Origin of the sequence: Pseudomonas sp. FP1154 (assembly GCF_030687245.1) — a bacterium.
Lineage (GTDB): Bacteria > Pseudomonadota > Gammaproteobacteria > Pseudomonadales > Pseudomonadaceae > Aquipseudomonas > Aquipseudomonas rhizophila.
In genome coordinates this window covers 5,214,490-5,237,025 of sequence record NZ_CP117465.1, presented here as the reverse complement: position 1 = coordinate 5,237,025, position 22,536 = coordinate 5,214,490, and the positions used below count along the sequence as shown (strand labels likewise).

The following is a 22,536-nucleotide window of genomic DNA, read 5'->3' as shown; positions in this document are numbered from 1 at the left end:
GCGACTGTATTTTCGGCAATAAACAAGTCGTGCAAATATATAAGACGATCTTTCCGTTTGCAGGATTTGAAAGGGGCGGGCTAAACGGGGTTAAACGGTATTAATACAACTTCGTATTTATCATCATTAAGACATAAAAAAACCCCGGTGCAAACCGGGGTTCTTCTTTACTTCAGTATCAGCCTTTGTAGGCGGCAACCGACTTGGTGATCGCTTCGCGGGCGGCGTCAGCACCGGCCCAGCCTTCGATCTTGACCCACTTGCCTTTCTCGAGATCCTTGTAGTTCTCGAAGAAGTGTTCGATCTGCTGGATCAGCAGGGCTGGCAGGTCGGTGTATTCCTTCACGTCGACGTACAGCTGCGACAGTTTGTCGTGCGGTACGGCGATGACTTTGGCGTCGCCGCCGCCGTCGTCGGTCATGTTCAGGATGCCGACCGGACGGGCGCGGATGACCGAGCCTGGGGCCACTGGGTAAGGGGTCACGACCAGCACGTCGAGGGGGTCACCGTCGTCGGCCAGGGTGTTGGGGATGAAACCGTAGTTGGCCGGGTAGAACATTGGGGTGGCCATGAAACGGTCAACGAACAGGCAATCGCTGTCTTTGTCGATTTCGTATTTGATCGGGGCGTGGTTGGCCGGGATTTCGATCGCGACGTAGATGTCGTTCGGCAGGTCTTTGCCAGCCGGAATCTTGCTGTAGCTCATTGGGCGGTGCCCCCGTTAGTTGACCAAATGACTGGTCGGATTGACCAAAAAGTGGCGGCGATTATAGGCATATTCGGCCGTCGATGCCACGTTACAAGGGTCTTAGAGACCTTAGTATGACGCCTGATAGACCGGATCTTCGGCTTGAAGTTGCCGCAGCCGGGCCAGCGGGTCCTGGCGGTAGAACGCCTTGAGCTGCTCATAGACCCGCGGGTACGCCTGGTGCAGCAGGTCTGGGGCGCTGAAGAAGTATTCGCTGGTGACGGCGAAGAACTCCGCCGGATTCTCCGCGGCGTAGGGATCGATGACGGTTTCTGCGTCCGGATCCTGGTCCAGTTGGCGGTTGAGGTCGTCGAAAGCCTGTTGCATGGCCTCGGCCCAGTCTTTGACCCGCATGTCGGCATGCAGCGGTGGCAGGCCGTTGGCGTCGCCGTTGAGCATGTCGAGTTTGTGCGCCAGCTCATGGATCACCAGGTTGTAGCCGTCCCAGCCGCCGCTGGCGAGCACGCCGTCCCAGGCCAGGATGATCGGGCCCTGGGGCCAGGCTTCGCCGCTGTGTTCGCCGTCCCATTCGTGCTCGATGCCGCTGGCGTCGCGGTAGCGCTGGGGGCTGAGGAAGTCGTCGGGGTAGAGCACGATTTCGTGGAAGCCCTGGTACCAGTTCAAGTCGCCGAGGTGCATCAGCGGCAATTGGGCCTGAGCGGCGAGCAGCAGGCGTTGTTCCTGGTGCAGTTCGACGCCGGGCAGGGCGCTCAGGTGTTTGTCATGCAGAAACAGTACGCAGGCTTCGCGCAGCCATTGGTCCTCGGTGGCGCTGATGCCGTCGAGAAAGCTCAACTGGTGACGCACCCGCTGCCAGGTTTCCTCGCTGACGGGATGTTTGGCGAGGGTGCGTTGCCGGTGCCAGCCGCTCAGGGACCACATGGGCGATCAGCGCGGATGGGCTTTCGAGGCGCTGGCGGCGAGGCGGCTGCGGATCACGCCGATGATCATCGGTACCAGCGACAGCAGGATGATGCCCAGCACCAGCAGGGACAGGTTCTGCTTGATGAATGGCACGTTGCCGAAGAAGAACCCGAGGGTGACCAGGCCGCCGACCCACAGGATGGTGCCCAGGACGCTGAAGGCGAAGAAGCGCGGGTAGGGCATTTTTGCAACGCCGGCGACGAAGGGGGCGAAGGTGCGGATGATCGGCAGGAAGCGCGCCAGGGTCACGGTTTTGCCGCCGTGCTTGTCGTAGAAGTCGTGGGTTTGTTGCAGGTAGTCGCGGCGGAAGATTTTCGAGTTCGGGTTGCTGAACAGCCGTTCGCCTGCGGTGCGGCCAATGATGTAGTTGGTGCTGTCGCCGAGGATCGCCGCCAGCATCAGCAGGCCACCGAGTAGCACCGGGTCCATGCCGCCACCGGCGGCTACCGCGCCGGCGATGAACAGCAGGGAGTCGCCCGGCAGGAAGGGCATCACCACCAGGCCGGTTTCGCAGAAGATCACCAGGAACAGGATGGCGTAGATCCACGGCCCGTAGTTGGTCACCAGCAGGTCGAGGTACACATCGAGATGCAGAATGAGGTCGAGGGGGTTGAAATCCATGCAAAGCACCTGTGGTCGCGGCCTGACTGGGTGGGGCCTGTGGGTCGGGCTTCGAGTAAGGCTACAGCGCGTGTAGCTTTTTCTTACAAGCCGGGAAGAGCGGCATTATACGAGGTCGAGGGTGGTGTGCGTGGTGAGTTTGTAGCTGGGGATGTCGGGAGGCTTCTGGCTGGGTGAAGAACTCTGTGGCGAGGGAGCTTGCTCCCGCTGGAGCGCGAAGCGGTCCCAAATGCAGCCAACCCGGTCTGCCTGATGCACCGCGTGCTCAGGTTCTGGGGCTGCTGCGCAGCCCAGCGGGGATAAATCCCCTCGCCACAACATTTCACCCAACCACAGGGGTTATCGATCGTTCCTACGCTCCGCGTGGGAATGCATCCCGTGACGCTCTGCGTCAAGCGGAACGCGGAGCGTCCCTGGCGGCATTCCCACGCGGGAGCGTGGGAACGATCAGTCCGCGGTAATCGGGTCAGAGCTCTTCGCTGATCGGCAACACGTAGTTCTTGAACTCGGTGTCTTCCTTGAAGCCGATGGACTCGTAGGTTTTCTGCGCCACCTCGTTGTTGCTGCTGGTGGAGACGCGCATGCGTACGGCGTTGGTTTCCTTGGCCATTTTTTTCGCGGTGCGGATCAGGTTGTCGGCCACCAGTTGGCGGCGGGCGTCTTCGGCGACGTAGATGTCGTTGAGGATCCACACGCGCTTGAGCGACAGTGACGAGAAGCTTGGATAGAGCTGGCAGAAGCCCAGCAACCGGTTGTCATCGTCATCGGGCAACGCCAGGTAGATCACCGATTCCTTGCGGCGCAGGCGTTTTTCGAGGAAGGCTCGGGACGAATCCGGGTAGGGCAGCGAGCCATAGAATTCCCGGTATTTGACGAACAATGGGGTCAGCAGGTCCAGGTGTTCCAGGGTCGCTTGGATAATCCGCATAGTAGGTCTCGTCTGCAAAGGTCGACAGATACTCGGACAACAACGGCGTTCTGCCGTGCTTCGATGCTGCCTGAAAGCGGATCAAAAACGCAAACTTGTAAACGGATCAGCTTCGGGGCGGCATCAGTAGGAAGTTACCTTTCATATCGGCGGTGTTTTCCGAGTCTAGAGTTTGGACCTGGGCTTCGTCCTTCAGATTGACCCCCGAGAGCTGTCTGCGGCAGGCCTCGCGCATCAGGTAGATCAGGCGGTGGGCGGCCATGCCGTAGCTCAAACCTTCAAGGCGGACGTTGGAGATGCAGTTGCGATACGCATCGGTCAGGCCGACCTTGGGGTTGTAGGTGAAATACAAACCCAGGCTGTCGGGGGAACTGAGGCCGGGGCGTTCGCCGATCAGGATCACCGACATTTTTGCGCCGAGCCTCTGCGCCACCTCATCAGCCACCGCGACGCGGCCCTGTTCCACCAGAATCACCGGCGAGGTTGACCAACCATCAGCGGCGGTCTGTTCTTCCAGCCGCGCCAGGAACGGCAAGGTATGCCGATGTACCGCCAGCGCCGACAGGCCGTCAGCCACCACGATGGCCAGGTCTACGCCGCCGGGGTGGGCCGCTGCGTAGTCCTCCAGGATTTGTACGGAGGCCTCATCGAGCCGTCGGCCCAGATCCGGGCGCTGCAGGTAGCTGTTGCGGTCGCTGGCCGCGCTGTGCAGCAACAGGCTTTCGCGGCCGCGCTCAGTCAGTTGCGCGCGAATGCCTTCATGGTCGAAGGCCAAATGCACGGCGTCCCGAGCCTGGGCGTGGGCGTACTGGAAGTCCAGTTGCGCCGAGGTCGGCAGGCTGGTGCCGGTGCGGCCCAGGGCGATGCGCGCCGGGGTGAGGTTGCGCAGATTCAGCCAAGGGTTTTGTGGATCTACAGGTTTTTTATCCATGGGCAGTTCTCTCATCCCAAATGCGGCTTATCCCAAATGAGCTAATGCGTGACGAAACGCCGGTGGCAGGTTGTCGCCGAACCGCACCCGGCCATCGGCCTGGGTGAAAATGCCCATGTTCGCCAGCCACGTTTCGAATTCCGGCGCCGGCTTCAGGCCCAGGGTCTGGCGGGCGTAGAGGGCGTCGTGGAACGAAGTGGTCTGGTAGTTGAGCATGATGTCGTCGGAGCCGGGGATGCCCATGATGAAGTTGATCCCGGCCACGCCCAGCAGGGTCAGCAGGGTGTCCATGTCGTCCTGGTCGGCTTCGGCGTGGTTGGTGTAGCAAATGTCGCAACCCATCGGCACGCCCAAAAGCTTGCCGCAGAAGTGATCTTCCAAGCCGGCGCGGATGATCTGTTTGCCGTTGTACAGGTATTCCGGGCCGATGAATCCTACAACCGTGTTCACCAAAAACGGCTTGAAATGCCGTGCGACGGCGTAGGCCCGGGTTTCGCAGGTCTGTTGATCGACGCCGTGGTGGGCGTTGGCTGACAGGGCACTGCCCTGGCCGGTTTCGAAATACATCAGGTTGTTGCCCAAGGTGCCGCGATTCAGGCTCAGCCCGGCGTCGTAGCCTTCCTGCAAGATGTTCAGGTTGATGCCGAAACTGGCGTTGGCCGCTTCGGTGCCGGCGATGGACTGGAACACCAGGTCCAGGGGCACGCCACGGTTCGCCGCTTCAATGGAGGTGGTGACGTGGGTCAGCACGCAGCCTTGGGTCGGGATGTCGTAGCGCTGGATGATGGCGTCGAGCATTTCCAGCATGGCGCAGATCGACGCTGTGCTGTCGGTGGCCGGGTTGATGCCGATCATGGCGTCGCCATTGCCGAAGAGCAGGCCGTCGAGGATGCTTGCGGCGATCCCGGCGGGTTCGTCGGTGGGGTGGTTGGGTTGCAGGCGGGTCGACAGCCGCCCGCGCAGGCCGAGGGTGCCGCGAAATTTCGTCACCACGCGGATTTTCTGCGCCACCAGCACCAGATCCTGCACGCGCATGATCTTCGACACGGCGGCGACCATTTCCGGGGTCAGGCCCGGGGCCAGCGCCCGCAGGCTGTGTTCGTCGGCCGCATCGCTGAGCAGCCAGTCGCGAAAACCGCCGACGGTGAGGTGGCTGACGGCGGCGAAGGCCTGTTTATCGTGGGTGTCGACGATCAGTCGGGTGACTTCGTCGTCCTCGTAAGGAATCAGCATTTCTTGCAGGAAATGGCTGAGGGGCAGGTCGGCCAAGGCCATTTGCGCTGCTACGCGTTCGCCATCGTTGAGCGCCGCGACCTCGGCCAGAAAATCCCCGGAACGCGCCGGGCTGGCCTTGGCCATCAGGTCTTTGAGGCTGTCGAAGCGGTAGGTCTGGGCGCCGACCGTGTGTGCAAAACTGGCCATACAGGTTCTCCGTGACGGCGCCGCTGGGCGGCGCCGTGGTTTTCGGCGTTTTACAACTTAGTGCAAGGCTTCTTCAGCTTTCTGAATGGCCGCGAATTCTTCTTCGGGCGTGCCTGCTACCAAGTGATGCCGACTGTAGAACGCGAAGTAAGCAATTAACACTCCATAGATGATCGCCGCGCCGATGACCACCCGCGGATCCACCAGAAAGCCCGCTACTACGGCGATGCACGCCAGCACCAGGGCCACGCCCGAGGTGAAGATGCCTCCCGGTGTGCGGTATGGCCGGTCCATTTTGGGGCGGCGGATGCGCAGGGTGATGTGCGCGGCCATCATCAGCACGTAGGAGATGGTGGCGCCGAACACCGCCACCAGAATCAGCAGATCGCCCTGGCCGGTCAGGGACAGCCCGAAACCGATGATGCCGGGGATGATCAGCGCCAATACCGGTGCTTTGCTTTTATTGGTTTCGGAGAGCTTGCGTGGCAGGTAACCGGCGCGAGACAACGCGAAGATCTGCCGCGAGTAGGCGTAGATGATCGAGAAGAAGCTGGCGATCAGGCCCGCCAGGCCCACCAGGTTGACGAAGTTGCCCATCCAGGTCGAGCCGCCGTAGGCCTTGGCCAGGGCTTCCACCAGCGGGTTGCCCGAAGCCATCAGCGCATTGGAACCCGCACCGCCTGGGCCGATCACCAGAATCAGCAGGGCAAACGCCACCAGCACCAGCATGGCGCCGATCAGGCCGCGCGGCAGGTCGCGCTTGGGGTTCTTGGTTTCTTCAGCCGCCAGCGGTACGCCTTCCACGGCCAGGAAAAACCAGATGGCATACGGAATGGCTGCCCACACGCCGACATAGCCGAACGGCAGGAATGGGCTGGCGCCCGTGGCTGCGGTGACCGGGATGTCCAGCAGGTTGGCGACGTCGAAGTGCGGCACCATCGCTACCAGAAACACGCCCAGTGCCAGGGCTGCGACGGCGGTGATGATGAACATCAGTTTGAGGGCTTCACCCACGCCGAATATGTGGATGGCGATGAAGATGATGTAGAACGCCAGGTAGATCATCCAGCCGCCAATGCCGAATAGCGATTGGCAATACGCGCCGATGAACACGGCAATCGCCGCCGGGGCGATGGCGTATTCGATGAGGATCGCCGTGCCCGTGAGAAACCCGCCCCAGGGCCCGAATGCGCTACGGGCAAAGCCATAGCCGCCGCCGGCGGTAGGAATCATCGAGGACAGCTCGGCCAGGGAAAAGCACATGCACAGGTACATCGCGGCCATCAGCAGCGTGGCAAGAAACATCCCGCCCCAACCGCCCTGGGCAAGGCCGAAGTTCCAGCCGGCGTAGTCCCCGGAAATGACATACGCCACCCCCAGGCCCACCAGCAGGACCCAGCCCGCCGCGCCTTTTTTCAGTTCACGCTGTTGGAAGTATTCGGAGCCGACTTTTTCAAAGTCGACCGAGGACGTTGCCGGTTGCGGGTTTGCTTGATCGCTTGGCATAAGGGTTTACCTGTTTTTATTGTTTTTTGGCCCTGTTGGAGCGGGGCTGCTCTTGGAACCGGTGTGTTGCATACAGCAGGGATGCAAGCTTGATTGTTCCCACGCTCTGCGTGGGAACACAGCCAGGGACGCTCCGCGTCCCAAAGAGCCGAACGCGGAGCGTCCGTAGAGGCGTTCCCACGCAGAGCGTGGGAACGATCGGCCGGGCACAAATTTCCCGCAGGTTAGAAGAACCCCAACGGATTGATGTCGTAGCTCACCAGCAGGTTCTTGGTCTGCTGGTAATGGTCGAGCATCATCTTGTGGGTTTCACGACCCACGCCGGACTTCTTGTAACCACCAAACGCCGCATGAGCCGGGTAGAGGTGGTAGCAGTTGGTCCAGACGCGACCGGCCTTGATCGCCCGGCCCATGCGATAGGCGCGGTTGATGTCGCGGGTCCAGAGACCGGCGCCGAGGCCGAACTCGGTGTCGTTGGCGATGGCCAGGGCTTCGGCTTCATCCTTGAAGGTGGTGATGCTCACCACTGGGCCGAAGATTTCTTCCTGGAACACGCGCATCTTGTTGGTGCCCTTGAGCAGGGTTGGCTGGATGTAATAACCCGTGGCCAGGTTGCCCTCGAGTTTTTCCACCCGGCCGCCGGTCAGCAGTTCGGCACCTTCGCCCTTGGCGATTTCCAGGTACGAAAGAATCTTGTCGAATTGCTGCTCGGACGCCTGGGCGCCGACCATGGTGTCGGTGTCCAGCGGGTCGCCGCGCTTGATCTGCAGGACTTTGTTCATCACAACTTTCATGAACTCGTCGTAGATCGACTCCTGCACCAGGGCGCGGGAAGGGCAAGTGCAGACTTCACCCTGGTTGAAGAACGCCAGCACCAGACCTTCGGCAGCCTTTTCGATGAAGCTCGGCTCGGCCTGCATGATGTCTTCGAAGAAGATGTTCGGCGACTTGCCGCCCAGTTCCACGGTGGACGGGATGATGTTCTCAGCCGCGCATTTCATGATGTGCGAGCCGACCGGGGTGGAGCCGGTGAAGGCGATCTTGGCGATGCGCTTGCTGGTGGCCAGAGCTTCACCGGCTTCCTTGCCGAAGCCTTGCACCACGTTCAGTACGCCAGGCGGCAGCAGGTCACCGATCAGCTCCATCAGCACGCAAATGCCCAATGGGGTTTGCTCGGCGGGCTTGAGCACCACGCAGTTACCGGCGGCCAGGGCCGGGGCGAGTTTCCAGGCGGCCATCAGCAGCGGGAAGTTCCACGGGATGATCTGCCCGACCACGCCCAGCGGTTCATGGATGTGATAGGCCACGGTGTTGCCGTCGATCTCGGCGGCGCTGCCTTCCTGGGCGCGCAGGCAACCGGCGAAGTAGCGGAAATGGTCGGCGGCCAGGGGGATGTCGGCGTTGAGGGTTTCGCGCACGGCCTTGCCGTTGTCCCAGGACTCGGTGATCGCCAGAACCTCAAGGTTCGCTTCGATGCGGTCGGCGATTTTCAGCAGGATCAGCGAACGGGCCTGGGCGGACGTGGCGCCCCAGGCATCGGCAGCGGCGTGGGCGGCGTCCAGGGCTTTTTCGATGTCTTCGGCCGTGGAACGCGGGAATTCGGCAATGGGCTGGCCATTGACCGGGGAAGTATTGGTGAAGTACTGACCTTTGACAGGCGCGACGAACTCGCCGCCGATGTAGTTACCGTATTTGCTCTTGAACGAAACGATAGCGCCTTCAGTACCGGGGTGAGCGTAACGCATGATGAGTTCTCCTTGGCTTTTGTGCTTATACGGGAGGCCGCGCAAAATTGAGCGCTGGTAATTAAGCCTAGAGCAAAGGTCGGGCCACTGCCTTGCAAGGCCCGTAAATCAAGACTTTAGGAGCAGTTCGTCGGACAAACGGATGCCCTGCGTGACGATAGCGATACAGCGGGTGTGACAGTTTGTGCCAGATGCGAGACAGTCTGTGACTGACAGGTCGCGCCAGCATTGCAAAGGTGGGTGGGCTGGAGGATGCTGGGCTCACCAGTTGGCCTGCCCAGCAAAGTTGTGGTGAGGGGATTTATCCCCGTTGGGCTGCGAAGCAGCCCCCAAAGCAGCCAACTCGATCAATCTGATACACCGCATTGCTTAGGTTTCAGGGCTGCTTCGCAGCCCAGCGGGGATAAATCCCCTCGCCACAGGTTAAGTGTTGAACATTGGTTAAATGTTAAACAGTTGCTCCAGTGAGGCAGGTCCTTCGGGGAGAAATAATAAGAAATGCACAGCAACCACTTGAGTCGCCATGCCCAACAAGTCCTGACGGTCACCCAGGGCAAGGCCCATTTGCAGGGCCCTGGCAGCGATCCGTCGATTGCCCGCTCCTGGCTGCGTTGCCTTGAGGACTATCACCTCGACCCGGCGCAAAACCTGGCGCCGACGGTGCTTGAGCATGGCCGGGTGCTGGAAAGCCGCGAGCGCCTGCAACAGGTGTTGCACATCGCCGGCACGGAAATGACCAGCCTGCATCAACAACTCTCCGGCGCCGGCCACGCGGTGCTGCTGACTGACGCGCGCGGCGTGATCCTCAACTGTGTCACCGCCCCCAGTGAGCGCAAGATTTTCGAACGGGCCGGCCTCTGGCTCGGCGCCGACTGGAGCGAAGCCTGCGAAGGCACCAACGGCATCGGCACCTGCCTGGTGGAGCGCCAGGCCCTGACCATTCACCAGGAAGAACACTTTCGCGGCCGCCACACCGGCCTGACCTGCTCGGCGAGCCCGGTTTTCGATCCCCATGGCGAACTGCTCGCGGTGCTGGATGTGTCATCGGCCCGGCCGGACGTGTCGCGCCAGAGCCAGTTCCACACCATGGCCCTGGTCAACCTCTCGGCGAAGATGATCGAGAGCTGCTATTTCCTGCGCTGCTTCGACAATCAATGGCTGCTGCGTTTTCACTTGCAGGCCGAGTCCGTGGGGTTGTTCAGCGAGGGGCTGCTGGCGTTCGACGGCGAAGGGCGGATCAGCGCGGTCAACCAGAGCGCGCTGAACCTGTTGGGGCATATTCGCGGTGGCTTGCTGGGTCAGCGGGTGGAAGACTTTTTCGATTGTTCACTGGATGAGCTGCTCGGACGGGCCAGCACCCAGGCCAGCGCCAGTTGGCCGTTGCGCACCCGTGACGGGCGGCATTTGTTTGCCGTGCTGCGGGGGCAGCCGCGCAGTGTGCCGGTCCCGGTCGTCCCGGCATTTAAAACCATCGAGCCCGCCCGGCTACCGGGCATCTGCCTGGGGGATGCAGTGTTGCAAGAGCATTTTCGCAAGGCGCTGCGGGTGTTTGAGCGCGATGTGCCGCTGCTGATCCATGGCGAAACCGGCTCCGGTAAAGAAGCCTTCGCCAAAGCCGTGCATCACGCCAGCCAGCGTGCTGGGAAAAACTTCGTGGCGCTTAACTGCGCAGCCATCCCGGAAAGCCTGATCGAGAGTGAGCTGTTCGGTTATCGCGGCGGCAGCTTCACCGGCGCGCGCAAGGAAGGCATGCGCGGCAAGCTGCAACAGGCCGACGGGGGCACGCTGTTTCTGGATGAGATCGGTGACATGCCCCTGGCCTTGCAGACCCGTTTGCTGCGGGTGCTGGAAGATCGCCAGGTGGTGCCCATCGGTGGCGAACCCGAAGCGGTGAACGTGCGCATCATCAGCGCCACCCACCGTCAGTTGCTTGATCGGGTGCGCGACGGCAGTTTTCGCGAGGACTTGTACTATCGCCTCAACGGCCTGGAGATCCCCTTGCCGGCGTTGCGCGAGCGCAGCGACAAGTCCCAGTTGCTGGATTTTCTGTTGGCCGAGGAGGCGGGCGCCGAAGCGGTGTCCATCGACGAACCGGCGCGCCAGGCATTGCTGAGTTTTGATTGGCCGGGCAACGTGCGGCAACTGCGCAATGTGCTGCGCACCCTTGCTGCGTTGTGCGACGGCGGGCGGATCGGGCTGGAGGATCTGCCGGCGATGATTCGCCAGTGTCCGGTGGCGTTGGTTGAAACCGTGGCGGAGCGCCCGCTGGAAGATGCCGAGCGATTGGCGCTGCTCGATGCACTTGAGCGCCAGCGCTGGCACATGACACACACCGCCGAACAACTGGGCATCAGCCGCAATACGCTTTATCGGAAGCTGCGCAAGCACGCCATCGCCCGCTGAACCGCGTCGCGGCCATTCGCGAGCAAGCCCGCTCCCACATTCTGACCGCATTCTTCCTGAAAGAACTCGGTCAACTGTGGGAGCGAGCCTGCTCGCGATGGCGGCAGCACATTCAGCATCAATGCAAACTGACCCACCGCTATCGCGAGCAAGCTCGCTCCCACAGAGGATTTGCGCTGTTCTGATGGTTGCAGTTCGAAACACAAGGTGCGATTTCCCCCTCCCTACGCTAACCTGCGGCCATGTTTACGAGGTCGACTATGCACATCCATATTCTCGGTATTTGCGGCACTTTCATGGGCTCGATGGCTGTCTTGGCCAAGGAGCTGGGCCATCACGTGACCGGTTCCGACGCCAACGTCTACCCGCCGATGAGCACGCAGCTGGAGGCCCAGGGCATTGAACTGACCCAAGGCTACGACCCGGCGCAACTGGACCCGGCGCCGGACCTGGTGGTCATCGGCAACGCCATGTCCCGTGGCAATCCGGCGGTTGAATACGTGCTCAACAAAGGCCTGCCTTACGTGTCCGGCCCGCAATGGCTGGCCGACCATGTGTTGCAGGGCCGTTGGGTCCTGGCCGTGGCCGGCACCCATGGCAAGACCACCACCAGCAGCATGCTCGCCTGGGTGCTGGAACACGCGGGCATGAGCCCAGGCTTCCTGATCGGCGGCGTGCCGCAGAATTTCTCGGTGTCGGCGCGCCTGGGCGGCACGCCGTTCTTCGTGATCGAGGCCGATGAATACGACAGCGCGTTCTTCGACAAACGTTCGAAGTTTGTCCACTACCGCCCGCGCACCGCGATCCTCAACAACCTTGAGTTCGATCACGCCGACATCTTCCCCGATCTGCCGGCCATCGAGCGGCAGTTCCACCATTTGGTGCGCACCATTCCAAGTGAAGGCCTGGTCATCCATCCGACCACCGAGCCCGCGTTGCAACGGGTGATCGAAATGGGCTGCTGGACCCCGGTGCAAACCACCGGCGCCGGCGGGCAGTGGCAAGTGAAGTTGCTCAAGGACGACGGTTCGCAGTTCGAAGTCATGTTCGAAGGCGTGGCCCAAGGTGTGGTCGATTGGGACATGACCGGCCAGCACAACGTCGCCAACGCCCTGGCCACCCTGGCGGCGGCTCGTCATGTTGGCGTGGTGCCGTCCCTGGGCATCGCCGCGCTGAGTGCGTTCAAAAGCGTGAAGCGGCGGATGGAAAAGGTCGCGGAAGTGCGCGGCATCACCATCTATGACGACTTCGCCCACCACCCGACGGCCATCGCCACCACCCTCGACGGTTTGCGCAAGCGCATCGGCGATGCACCGCTGATTGCCATCATCGAGCCGCGTTCCAACTCCATGAAACTCGGCGCCCACCGCGACGGCCTGCCGGAAAGCGTGGTGGATGCCGATCAGGTGATCTGGTACGCGCCGGCCAACCTGGGCTGGGACCTGGGCGCCACCGCCGCGTTGTGCACGGTGCCGTCGATTGTCAGCGATTCCCTGGAAGGCATCATCGAGCGCGTGAAGAGCCAGGCCCAGCCCGGTACTCACGTGGTGATCATGAGCAACGGCGGCTTCGGCGGCCTGCACGGCAAGCTGGCCGAGGCACTGAAATGAACACGCGCCTGGAGAGCAACGGCCCCGACCGCATCACCCTGGCCATGACCGGTGCTTCCGGCGCCCAGTACGGCTTGCGCCTGCTCGATTGCCTGGTGCGGGAAGACCGCGAGGTGCATTTCCTCATCTCCAAGGCCGCGCAATTGGTGATGGCCACCGAGACCGACGTCACCCTGCCGGGCAAGACCCAGATGATGCAGGCCTTCCTCACCGAATACACCGGTGCGGCGGCGGGGCAGATTCGTGTGTATGGCAAGGAAGACTGGATGTCGCCGGTGGCCTCGGGCTCCGGGGCGCCGGCGGCAATGGTGGTGGTGCCGTGTTCCACCGGCACGCTCTCGGCGATTGCCACCGGTGCCTGCAACAACCTCATTGAGCGCGCCGCCGACGTGACGCTCAAGGAGCGCCGCCAGTTGATCCTGGTGCCGCGTGAGGCGCCGTATTCGAGTATTCATCTGGAGCACATGCTCAAGCTGTCGAACATGGGCGTGACGATTCTGCCGGCCTCCCCGGGTTTTTATCACCAGCCACAGACCATCGATGACCTGATCGATTTTGTGGTCGCGCGGATTCTCAATCTGCTGAACATCCCCCAGGACATGCTGCCGCGCTGGGGCGAGTACCATTTGAGCAGTGATGAATAAGCTGCTGGTGGTAGTGCTGGCGCTGCAACTGACCGGCTGCGCCACCGCCCGCACCCTGGACGCCGCCAAACCCGGCGCGCCGGTGGTGTATGCGGGCACGCGCCTGGACTTGTATGCGCTTAACGGTGGCTGTTGCGCCAAGGACCGCTTTGGCGCCGAAGCGCCGCGTTACCCAGGCGTGGATCTGCCGGCCAGTGCGTTGCTCGATACCTTGTTATTGCCGTTGTCGTTGCTGACGGTGATTGGCGTGGGGTTTCAGGCTACGGGTGGGTTGTAACCAGCGCTACAATCCAACATGGATGTAAGCTGGGCCACCGCTATCGCGAGCAGGCTCGCTCCCACATTGGTACGCATTCCTTCTGAAGAACTCGGTCAACTGTGGGAGCGAGCCTGCTCGCGATGGCGTCCGCCCAGGCGCCGCAATTATTTGCCCAACTTACGCAACTCATCCGACTCCACCACCCGCACCCCTTCCTGTTCTTCCAGGGCCAGGCGCCACATGGCGCGGGCCAGTTGGCAGGCTTCGATACCGTGGTACTTGCCGGGGATCAGCCTCGACAAGGGGCCGGCCAATTGTTCGGCCAACCGCGGTTCGGTGCGTTCGCCCAGTAGCAGGGAAGGGCGGCAGAGGGTCAGCTGTGGCCAGTCCTGGGCCTTGAGGGCGGCTTCCATTTCGCCTTTGACCCGGTTGTAGAAAATCGAAGAGCTCGGGTCTGCCCCCAGCGCGCTGATCACGATCAGGTGCCTTGCGCCCAGCTCCCGGGCGCGCTTGGCGAAGGCCACCACCAGGTCCAGGTCCACCGCGCGAAACGCCTGTTCTGAGCCGGCCTTCTTGATGGTCGTGCCAAGGCAGCAAAATGCGATGTCCACCTGGCCACTGAGGCGGGGCAGCAGTTCGGCTGTTTCACCGACCGGGTTTTCCAGGTGTGGATGCTCGGCCAGCGGCCGGCGTGAAGGCGCCAATACACGTGTGATGGTCGGCTCGTTGAGCAGCCGGTCCAGTAGATGTTCCCCGGTCAACCCGGAAGCTCCGGCAAGCAAAACATGCTGAGGCGTCAAGTACATAGTGTTTCCCCCTTGATACGATTCAGCTTAGTTGCTCTTTTGGGCCTCGTCGTTCAATGCCGTACTTTGTAATGCTTTTCGCGCCTGTTGCTTGCGCAATAGCTGCCAATGGGAAAGGACGGTCCTGGGCGCCCAGATCTGCGGCTCGGAAGCTTCGAAATTGTCCGCCTGTTCCCGCTCGGCCACGGTGGCCTTGGCACGCTTGAAGGCTTGCTCAAGATCGTCGGTCTGGTTCAGTGCCTGGGCGAACAGCGCGTCGCCGAAGTAGGTGAAGTTGGCCTCCTCGGAGCAGCCGAACGACACCCGATCGGCGCGGGAAGCGGTCATGATCAAGGTGCGTTCATCCTTGAGCGCCGGGATGAAGCCGCCGGAGTAACAGGCTGAAATCACCACGATCTTGTCGCGATCCTTCAGCGGCGCCAGCACCACGGCCAGTTCATCGGCGGGCAGGTCGGCCAGTTCCATGCGCGGCTGGTCGAGCACCAGTTCGTGTTCGCTGGTGCCGTGGCTGGTCAGGTAGATGAAGATCAGGTCTTCCGGGCCGCTGCGTTCGGCCAGGGCGCTGGCGGCGCGGCGCAGGCTTTCGCGAGTGGCCATGGGCCGGTCACCGAGGTGATCGCGGTGGTTGACCAGGCGGATCTGGCCGAACGCGCCAAAACGGCTGGTGAGCATGTTGGCGACGTAGTCGGACTCGCGCAGGAACACACTCTGCTTGCCGTCGCCGCCCACCGTCAGGCTGTACAGCTCCACCGCGGGCGTCGAGGCCGGGATATTGGCCAGGGCATTTTCCAACAGGCGCCCCTGGGCCAAAAGGCCGAGCTCGAGCACATCCGGCAGTAGCCGCCCGCCAGCGTCGCGTACTCGCAGACCGTTGGCCCAGGTGCCGCTTTGCACGGTGCCATCGGTCAGCGCCAGGGTGCCGCGCCCGTGGTAGGTGTCGTTCTCGAACTGGCCGATATAAAAGCTGCCGTCGGGCAGGTTCAGCCGGCCCTCGCCGCTAAAGCGCCAGTCATTGAATTGACCGAGGTAGTGGCTGCCGTCGGCGCCGATCAGTTGGCCCTTGCCGGTGAGCGCGCCTTCCTTGAACCGGCCGATCCAGACATCGCCGTCGGCATTTTCATAACGACCGCGACCGCTGAGCTGGTTGTTCTTGAACCCGCCGATGTAGACGTCGCCCTCGGCGCTGTTGAAGGTGCCTTTGCCCTGGAGCTGGCCGTCGACGAAATTGCCGGTGAACTGGTTGCCGCTGGCGTCGAAGCGCTGGCCTTCGCCGTTGGGTTTGCCGTTGACGAACGGCCCCTGGTATTGGCTGCCGTCCTCAAGCTCCAGGCGCCCGAAGCCGGAATAGCGGTCGGCCTTGAATTCGCCGCGGTAGACCATGCCGTGTTCCTTGAGCGTACCTTCACCGTCGCGCCGGCCTTGCTTGAAGCCGCCGGTGTAGCTGCTGGTGGGCGTGGTCAGGCTACCCTGGCCGTTGAACAGGCCCTGCTGGAACTGGCCGCGATAGACCTCGCCATTGCTGCCGTGCCATTCCCCGGTGCCGTGCCACTGGCCTTTGTCGAACTGCCCGGCGTACCAACTGCCGTTGGGGTAGTCGACACGCCCCTGGCCTTGCAGCAAACCGTCCACCAGGTCGCCGCGATAGCGTCCGCCGTCGGGCAGGCGCGCGTCGGGAGGCAACAGCGATTCGCCGTCGCCGCAAGCGGTGAGCAGCAGGGTCAGGGCCAAAGGGAGAAATGAGCGCATAACGGGATCCAGATAATCAGGTCACGAGTATGCCGTAGCAATGCGCGTCAGGAGAAGCGATGCGAAACTGCCGCAGCGGCTTCGCATCCGCGAGGGGCTACATGAAGCAGAGCGACAGGGGCTCAGCGATGTAGGCCGGTTTGTCCGAACCTTCGATTTCCAGGGTGGCGGTGGCCTTGAGCAGCCATTGGCCGGGTTTCTTCTCGGTCACGTCCACCAGGTCGACCTTGAGGCGGACCTTGGAGTCGACTTTCACGGGCTGGATGAAGCGCACGCTGTCCAGCCCGTAGTTGACGACCATCTTCACGCCTTCGGGCAGGATCAGGATGTCTTCCATGAGCTTGGGCATCAGCGACAGCGACAGGAAACCGTGGGCGATGGTGCTGCCGAACGGTGTCTGCGCGGCCTTGACCGGATCGACGTGGATGAACTGAAAGTCGCCAGTGGCTTCGGCGAACAGGTTAATGCGATCCTGATCGATGGTAAGCCATTCGGAACGTCCAAGTTCCTTGCCGACATAATCTTTGAGCGCTGCAACGGGAACGTAGGGCATTGAGACTCTCCTTGGGTTCATCGGTTTTGTCTTTTTTGGAACGGGGATCGGCGTCCCCGGAGAACCACTGTAGATCAACATGACGGGCAGGGCAGGTCATCGACCATGCTTTTTACGAATGCCGACCCATAGCGCGGGCGTGCTTATAATGCGCGCGCATTGTTTGCGTACGTGTTGCTGGGGAGGATGAAGGATGTTGCTACGGGGCCTGACCTGGCTGGTGCTGTTCCAATTGCTGGGCACCGCCATCAATCATTTGTTCCTGCCGGTGCTGCCGGGGCCGATCATTGGCCTGCTGTTGCTGCTGGGCTATCTGGTCATCCGTGGTGAAGTCGGCGAGCCATTGAACCTGGCGGCCGGCAGCCTGTTGCGCTACTTGCCGTTGCTGCTGGTGCCGCCGGCGGTGGGGGTGATGGTGTACGCCCGGGCCATCGCTGCCGATTTCTGGGCCATTGTCGGTGCGTTGGTGCTGTCGTTGATCCTGTCCATGGCGTTTACCGGTGTGCTGATGCAACGCCTGGCCCGGCGTCACGCCCCCGAGTCGGAGGATGGGCAATGATGCTTGATTGGCAGGGCGCCTGGAGTTCGGTGATCCATCATCCGCTGTTTGGTATCGGCATCACCCTGGGCGCCTATCAACTGGTGCTGGCGGCGTTCGAAAAGACCCGCTGGGTGTTTCTGCAGCCGGTGCTGATGTCGATGTTGCTGCTGATCGGTGTGCTGGTCGGCTGCGGCATCAGCTACGCCGAGTACCGTGAGAGCACGGAAATTCTCAGCATTCTGCTGGGGCCGGCCACCGTCGCGCTGGCGGTGCCCTTGTACCTGAACCTGCGACGGATCCGGCAATTGTTCTGGCCGATTTTTACTACGCTGGTGATAGGCGGGGTGTTCGCCACGGGCTCTGCGGTGGTGTTGGGCTGGGCTTTTGGCGCCGAACACATGATCCTGATGACCATGGCGCCCAAGTCGGTGACTTCACCGATCGCCATGCTGGTGGCCGAGCAGATCGGCGGCGTAGCGGCCATGGCGGCGGTGTTTGTGTTGATCACCGGGGTGCTCGGGGCGATTCTGGGTCCGAGCATTCTGACTAGGCTTGGGGTCCATAGCCCTGAAGCCCGTGGCATGGCCCTGGGCCTGACCGCTCACGCGGTCGGCACGTCCGTGGCGTTGCAGGAAAGCGAAGAGTCCGGCGCCTTTGCGGCGCTGGCGATGAGTCTGATGGGCGTGGCCACGGCGGTGTTGCTGCCGTTGGTGGTGTCGATGACGGTTTAAGGAACTGCTTATGAGCTTGCCGCTTTTTCCGTTGAACACGGTACTGTTCCCCGGTTGCATCCTCGATTTGCAGATTTTCGAGGCGCGTTACCTCGATATGATCGGTCGCTGCATGAAAATGGGCGAGGGGTTCGGCGTGGTGTGCATCCTCGATGGCGAGGAAGTCGGTATCGCCCCCGACGGCTTTGCGCGGGTGGGCTGTGAAGCGCGAATCACCGATTTCTCCCAGCAGGACAACGGGCTGCTGGGCATTCGTGTGCAGGGTGGACGACGTTTTATCGTACACAGCAGCAGTGTCCAGGCCGATCAACTGACCGTCGCTGAAGTCGAGTGGCTGGAGGATGAGCCGGAACAGCCGCTGCAGGATGAGGATGCCGATCTGGTGGCGTTGCTCAAGGCCCTGGCCGAACACCCGATGGTCGAGGCCCTGAACATGGGCACCGAAGCCACCGGCCAGCAGTCGCTCGCCAATCAACTGGCCTACCTGCTGCCCTTCAATGAACTGGACAAGCTCGACCTGCTGCAACTCGATGATCCTCAGCAGCGGCTGGATGCAATCCAGGCGTTGCTTGATGAATTGCAGGGCGAACTGTTCGCCTGAGGCGCTCATCACTGACCAGGCTGATCTCTTGTGGGAGCGAGCTTGCTCGCGATAACGGTGGCTCAGTTTGCATCAATGCTGAATGTACCGACGTCATCGCGAGCAGGCTCGCTCCCACAGTTGATCTTCAGTGACCACAAAGGGGCGTTTCACGGCCGATTCCCTGTGGGAGCGAGCCTGCTCGCGATAGCTGGCTGCCGGCCTCAATAGGCATACCGCAGCATCCCATTGGGCAGGTGGCGCAGTGCGAAGAAGCTGAACGCCGCCACCATCGCCGGCAGAATCAACCACCAGATTTTCGGCGGCATGGCTGGCAGCGGGGTCTGGCGCTGGCTCAGCCAGAGCATCGCTGCGCAGACACAGGCGGCGAGCATGGCGCCGGCGACGATGTCGCTCGGCCAATGGGCGCCCAGGTACACCCGTGACAGGGCAATGGCCAGCGCTGGCAAACAGCCCAGCAACAGCCAGGTCAGGCGCAGGCGTGGCGGTTGCCCGCGACCGGCCAGGATGGCCAGCGCCAGGAACAGGGCAAAGGCGCCGGAGGCATGACCGCTGGGCATGCTGTAGCTGGTCAGCGGCTCGCTCAGGACTTCCGGGCGTACACGGGCGAAAAAGTGCTTGGTGCCGGTATTGGCCAATGCGGTGAACAGCATCGTGGCCCCGGCAAAGATTGCCTGGCGCCATTGGCGCGCCAGCAATAGCAACCCGGTCAGCAGGGCGCTGAAAATCAGCATGTAGTGGAATTCGCCGATCAGCGTGAAGGTCACGGCGATTTCGTCCAGTGTCGGGCTGCGATGTTCCTGGACCAGCGCCACCAGCCCCTGATCGAAAGCTGTGAGGTAGCGAAAGCCGATGAACAGTCCGATCAGGATCACCAGGCCCAGACCTGCGATCAGCGCTGAGGCATGTCGATGGCGCCGCAGGCTGCTGTTGACGCTCAACGCGATCATCACCGCGATGCTGCCAATCACGACACCGGCCTGTGGCCAGAAACCCTCGGGCAACGGCAGGCGGATCGCTGCGCCAGTGGCCCAGCCGGGCAGCAGGTACGCCACGCTCCAGCCGGCGGCGGCCAACAGGCTGACGGCGGCGAAGCGCGGGAAGGGCATGTCGAACATCCCGGCCACCATCGGCAACATGGGCCGCAACGGGCCAATGAAGCGCCCCACCAGCAGGCTGGCGATGCCGTAGCGCTGGAAATAGCTTTCCGCCGCGCTCATCCATTCGGGGTGATGCCGCAGCCCCGGCAGGCGCCGGATGTTCTGGTGAAAATGCCTGCCCAGGAAATACGACACCAAGTCCCCCAGCAAACCGCCCAGCAGGCCCAGCAGCAAAGTCTCGCCCAGGGACAACGCGCCGCTGCCGGCCAGGACCGCGACCGCAAACAACAGCACCGTGCCCGGCACGAGCAACCCGGCGATGGCCAGGCACTCTACACACGCAACGATAAACACCGCCGCCGCCAGCCATTGCGGGTTGGCGGTCAGCCAGCCAGTGATGCTATCGAGCCATGGGCCCATAAAAACAACTCCATTTCCATTGAGCATTAAGCGGCATGCATTATTTACTGTGGGGGCGAGCCTGCTCGCGATAGCGGTGTATCAGCCAACCTCTGATTCGACTGACCTGGCGCCATCGCGAGCAGGCTCGCTCCCACAGGGTTGGGCAGTGTGGCGTTCAGGAAAGCAAAAAATAATCCCGCCCTTCGACCTGTCCGCGACGCAGCGGGTTCCGCGTGCACCAGGGTGCGTAGGCCGCGTCGACGAAGCGGTAGAGCAGGTGTTCATCCCGTCCCAGTGGGATGCCCAGGCGGGTAGTCTGGATCACATTGACTGTCGGCACGCCCACGTCTTCCACCAGCAAGCGTTCCGGGTCGAAGCGTTTGGCATCCCACTGCGGCACTTTCAGCCCCAGGGCCTTGCACAACAACGTCTGGCCGGCGCAAAGCTTTTGCGAGGGGCGCGGGCGGCCTTGGGCGTCGGGGTTGTTGAGCAGCATCTGCGCCAGGCTCGCCGGGCCGGAAACAGTATCGACCCACGGGTATGCCGATTTGATCAGCACCGCATTGCCAGGGCCATGGGCGCTGAAATTCAGCGAATCGCCACCCCGGGCGTAATACATATAGATGTGGCCGCCATCCAGAAACAAAGCCTTACGTTTTTCCGTGTAGCCCAGCGAGGCGTGGCTGCCCTTTTCAGCGAAGTAATAGGCTTCGGTTTCGATGATCCGCGCGCTGAGCCACAGGTCACCGACCTTGTGGCGAATGACTTTGCCCAGCAGGTCCCGGGCGAGCACTTGGGCATCGCGATCAAAAAAACCGTCGGGCAGGGCGTTTGGCAGTGGAGGCGAATCGGTCATGGCGTGAGACGAAGGGAGGCCAAAGGAAGCGCGATGATAGCAATGGAAAGCTTAATCGGCGCTGAACAGCGACTATTTGCACAGGTTTTGCTCTTCCGCCGGTCACCACTGTGAGTCCACGCTGTTAGTCGAGGGATACGACAGCTATAATCTGCCGCTTTCCCCTTTGCCAAGACCACACAGACCATGACTGAGTCCGTTCTTGACTACATGACCCGCCTGGGTCGCGCCGCTCGCCAGGCGTCGCGCATCATCGGCCGTGCCAGCACCGCGCAGAAAAACCGCGCCCTGCTGGCCGCCGCCAATGCGCTGGACGCCGCTCGCGCCGAGTTGTCCGCCGCCAATGAGCTGGACCTGGCCGCCGGCCGGGCCAACGGCCTCGAGCCGGCCATGCTCGAACGCCTGGCGCTGACCCCGGCACGCATCGACGGCATGATCGTCGGTCTGCGCCAGGTCGCGGCGCTGCCGGACCCGGTCGGGGCCATCCGGGACATGAGCTATCGGCCGTCGGGTATCCAGGTCGGCAAGATGCGCGTGCCCCTGGGCGTGGTCGGCATCATCTACGAGTCGCGGCCGAACGTGACCATCGATGCTGCGAGCCTGTGCCTGAAGTCGGGTAACGCGACCATCCTGCGCGGTGGTTCCGAGGCCATTCATTCCAACCGCGCGATTGCCGCCTGCATCCAGCGCGGTCTGGCCGAAGCCGATCTGCCGGCGGCCGTGGTGCAAGTGGTGGAAACCACCGACCGCGCCGCGGTCGGCGCACTGATCACCATGCCCGAGTTCGTCGACGTCATCGTGCCCCGTGGCGGCAAGGGCCTGATCGAACGAGTCAGCCGCGACGCCCGCGTGCCGGTGATCAAGCACCTGGACGGCATCTGCCACGTTTACGTCAGTGCCCACGCCGAGTTGCCCAAGGCCCAGCGCATTGCCTTCAACGCCAAGACTTACCGCTATGGTATCTGCGGCGCGATGGAAACCCTGCTGGTGGACCAGGCCGTTGCCCAGGACTTCCTGCCGGCGATGGCCGCCCAGTTCCGCGAAAAAGGCGTCGAGCTGCGCGGTTGCCAACGCACCCGGGCAATCATTGAGGCGGCCGAGGCCACCGAAGAAGACTGGAACACCGAGTACCTGGCGCCGATCCTGTCGATCCGCGTGGTCGACGGGCTGGACCAGGCCATCGAGCACATCAATCGCCATGGTTCCCACCACACCGACTCCATCGTCAGCGAACACCAGGGCGAAACCCGGCGTTTCGTGGCCGAAGTGGACTCGGCGTCGGTGATGATCAACACCCCGACCTGTTTCGCCGACGGCTTCGAATACGGATTGGGTGCCGAGATCGGCATTTCTACTGATAAGCTGCACGCCCGTGGCCCGGTGGGCCTCGAAGGCTTGACCTGCGAGAAGTACATCGTGGTCGGTGACGGCCAGTTGCGCGGACAGGAGCCGGTCTGAC

At 62.3% G+C, this 22,536-nt stretch carries 21 protein-coding genes; 8 read left to right on the top strand and 13 right to left on the bottom strand.

The features are described from left to right. Nucleotides 1-178: 178 nt before the first annotated feature. The 8 genes from ppa to PSH91_RS23380 all read right to left on the bottom strand — a co-directional run bounded on the left by ppa (nt 179) and on the right by PSH91_RS23380 (nt 8,825). Nucleotides 179-706, bottom strand: a complete 528-nt coding sequence (gene ppa / locus PSH91_RS23415) for an inorganic diphosphatase (protein WP_047229468.1) — start codon at nt 704-706, stop codon at nt 179-181. Between the two features lie 111 nt (nt 707-817). Then, entirely contained in the window at nt 818-1,630 is an 813-nt protein-coding gene (locus tag PSH91_RS23410; protein ID WP_305466849.1) for a zinc-dependent peptidase, read from the bottom strand. Between the two features lie 6 nt (nt 1,631-1,636). Then, nucleotides 1,637-2,293 (bottom strand): DedA family protein, encoded by a 657-nt coding sequence (locus PSH91_RS23405; RefSeq protein WP_107321807.1) that lies wholly within the window; start codon nt 2,291-2,293, stop codon nt 1,637-1,639. Nucleotides 2,294-2,759: 466 nt separating this feature from the next. Beyond that, the gene (locus tag PSH91_RS23400; protein WP_076383489.1) at nt 2,760-3,221 is read right to left on the bottom strand and encodes an N-acetyltransferase; all 462 of its coding nucleotides are present in this window, start codon (nt 3,219-3,221) and stop codon (nt 2,760-2,762) included. Nucleotides 3,222-3,327: 106 nt separating this feature from the next. Then, complete coding sequence (gene eutC, locus PSH91_RS23395; protein WP_281459803.1) at nt 3,328-4,152, bottom strand: ethanolamine ammonia-lyase subunit EutC; 825 nt, start codon at nt 4,150-4,152, stop codon at nt 3,328-3,330. Between the two features lie 27 nt (nt 4,153-4,179). After that, entirely contained in the window at nt 4,180-5,574 is a 1,395-nt protein-coding gene (locus PSH91_RS23390) for an ethanolamine ammonia-lyase subunit EutB (RefSeq protein WP_107321809.1), read from the bottom strand. A 57-nt stretch (nt 5,575-5,631) separates the two neighbouring features. Further along, nucleotides 5,632-7,080, bottom strand: a complete 1,449-nt coding sequence (eat, locus tag PSH91_RS23385) for an ethanolamine permease (RefSeq protein ID WP_107321810.1) — start codon at nt 7,078-7,080, stop codon at nt 5,632-5,634. A gap of 224 nt (nt 7,081-7,304) precedes the next feature. Further along, complete coding sequence (locus tag PSH91_RS23380) at nt 7,305-8,825, bottom strand: aldehyde dehydrogenase family protein (protein ID WP_305466848.1); 1,521 nt, start codon at nt 8,823-8,825, stop codon at nt 7,305-7,307. 498 nt (nt 8,826-9,323) lie between these two features. On the opposite strand from PSH91_RS23380, the gene PSH91_RS23375 reads away from it, so the two are divergent. The 4 genes from PSH91_RS23375 (at nt 9,324) to PSH91_RS23360 (ending at nt 13,759) form a co-directional block, all read left to right on the top strand. Next, a complete protein-coding gene (locus PSH91_RS23375; protein ID WP_047229476.1) occupies nt 9,324-11,228 on the top strand; it encodes a sigma-54-dependent Fis family transcriptional regulator in 1,905 nt (634 codons plus the stop codon). A 260-nt stretch (nt 11,229-11,488) separates the two neighbouring features. Next, the gene (mpl, locus tag PSH91_RS23370) at nt 11,489-12,838 is read left to right on the top strand and encodes a UDP-N-acetylmuramate:L-alanyl-gamma-D-glutamyl-meso-diaminopimelate ligase (RefSeq protein ID WP_173406517.1); all 1,350 of its coding nucleotides are present in this window, start codon (nt 11,489-11,491) and stop codon (nt 12,836-12,838) included. Continuing rightward, on the top strand, nt 12,835-13,482 hold the full coding sequence (ubiX, locus tag PSH91_RS23365; RefSeq protein WP_305466847.1) for a flavin prenyltransferase UbiX: 648 nt from the start codon (nt 12,835-12,837) through the stop codon (nt 13,480-13,482). The genes mpl and ubiX overlap by 4 nt, the downstream gene beginning before the upstream one ends. Continuing rightward, complete coding sequence (locus tag PSH91_RS23360; RefSeq protein WP_160893627.1) at nt 13,475-13,759, top strand: YceK/YidQ family lipoprotein; 285 nt, start codon at nt 13,475-13,477, stop codon at nt 13,757-13,759. The genes ubiX and PSH91_RS23360 overlap by 8 nt, the downstream gene beginning before the upstream one ends. A 146-nt stretch (nt 13,760-13,905) precedes the next feature. Here the strand turns inward: PSH91_RS23360 and PSH91_RS23355 are convergent, their stop codons facing one another. The 3 genes from PSH91_RS23355 to PSH91_RS23345 form a co-directional block, all read right to left on the bottom strand. Beyond that, nucleotides 13,906-14,547: an oxidoreductase gene (locus tag PSH91_RS23355; RefSeq protein ID WP_047229480.1), complete on the bottom strand. Its 642-nt coding sequence runs from the start codon at nt 14,545-14,547 to the stop codon at nt 13,906-13,908. Nucleotides 14,548-14,574: 27 nt separating this feature from the next. Then, on the bottom strand, nt 14,575-16,293 hold the full coding sequence (locus PSH91_RS23350; protein WP_305466846.1) for a C13 family peptidase: 1,719 nt from the start codon (nt 16,291-16,293) through the stop codon (nt 14,575-14,577). A gap of 97 nt (nt 16,294-16,390) precedes the next feature. Continuing rightward, nucleotides 16,391-16,846 carry a MaoC family dehydratase gene (locus PSH91_RS23345; protein WP_305466845.1) on the bottom strand — a complete coding sequence of 152 codons (456 nt, stop codon included), beginning with the start codon at nt 16,844-16,846 and terminating at the stop codon, nt 16,391-16,393. Between the two features lie 193 nt (nt 16,847-17,039). On the opposite strand from PSH91_RS23345, the gene PSH91_RS23340 reads away from it, so the two are divergent. From PSH91_RS23340 to PSH91_RS23330, 3 genes are read left to right on the top strand one after another with little or no spacing between them, the layout of a single operon-like run. Next, on the top strand, nt 17,040-17,405 hold the full coding sequence (locus PSH91_RS23340) for a CidA/LrgA family protein (protein WP_047229483.1): 366 nt from the start codon (nt 17,040-17,042) through the stop codon (nt 17,403-17,405). Next, the gene (locus PSH91_RS23335) at nt 17,402-18,118 is read left to right on the top strand and encodes an LrgB family protein (protein WP_047229484.1); all 717 of its coding nucleotides are present in this window, start codon (nt 17,402-17,404) and stop codon (nt 18,116-18,118) included. The genes PSH91_RS23340 and PSH91_RS23335 overlap by 4 nt, the downstream gene beginning before the upstream one ends. 10 nt (nt 18,119-18,128) lie before the next feature. Then, nucleotides 18,129-18,719: an LON peptidase substrate-binding domain-containing protein gene (locus PSH91_RS23330; RefSeq protein ID WP_047229485.1), complete on the top strand. Its 591-nt coding sequence runs from the start codon at nt 18,129-18,131 to the stop codon at nt 18,717-18,719. Between the two features lie 203 nt (nt 18,720-18,922). On the opposite strand, the gene PSH91_RS23325 is transcribed toward PSH91_RS23330, so the two are convergent. Both PSH91_RS23325 and PSH91_RS23320 read right to left on the bottom strand, forming a co-directional pair. Continuing rightward, on the bottom strand, nt 18,923-20,239 hold the full coding sequence (locus PSH91_RS23325) for a bifunctional DedA family/phosphatase PAP2 family protein (protein ID WP_305466844.1): 1,317 nt from the start codon (nt 20,237-20,239) through the stop codon (nt 18,923-18,925). Between the two features lie 157 nt (nt 20,240-20,396). Further along, nucleotides 20,397-21,077, bottom strand: a complete 681-nt coding sequence (locus PSH91_RS23320) for a DNA-3-methyladenine glycosylase (RefSeq protein ID WP_047229487.1) — start codon at nt 21,075-21,077, stop codon at nt 20,397-20,399. Between the two features lie 186 nt (nt 21,078-21,263). Here PSH91_RS23320 and PSH91_RS23315 point away from each other — a divergent pair, with 186 nt between their 5' ends. Continuing rightward, a complete protein-coding gene (locus tag PSH91_RS23315; RefSeq protein ID WP_047229488.1) occupies nt 21,264-22,535 on the top strand; it encodes a glutamate-5-semialdehyde dehydrogenase in 1,272 nt (423 codons plus the stop codon). Nucleotide 22,536: the final 1 nt, after the last annotated feature.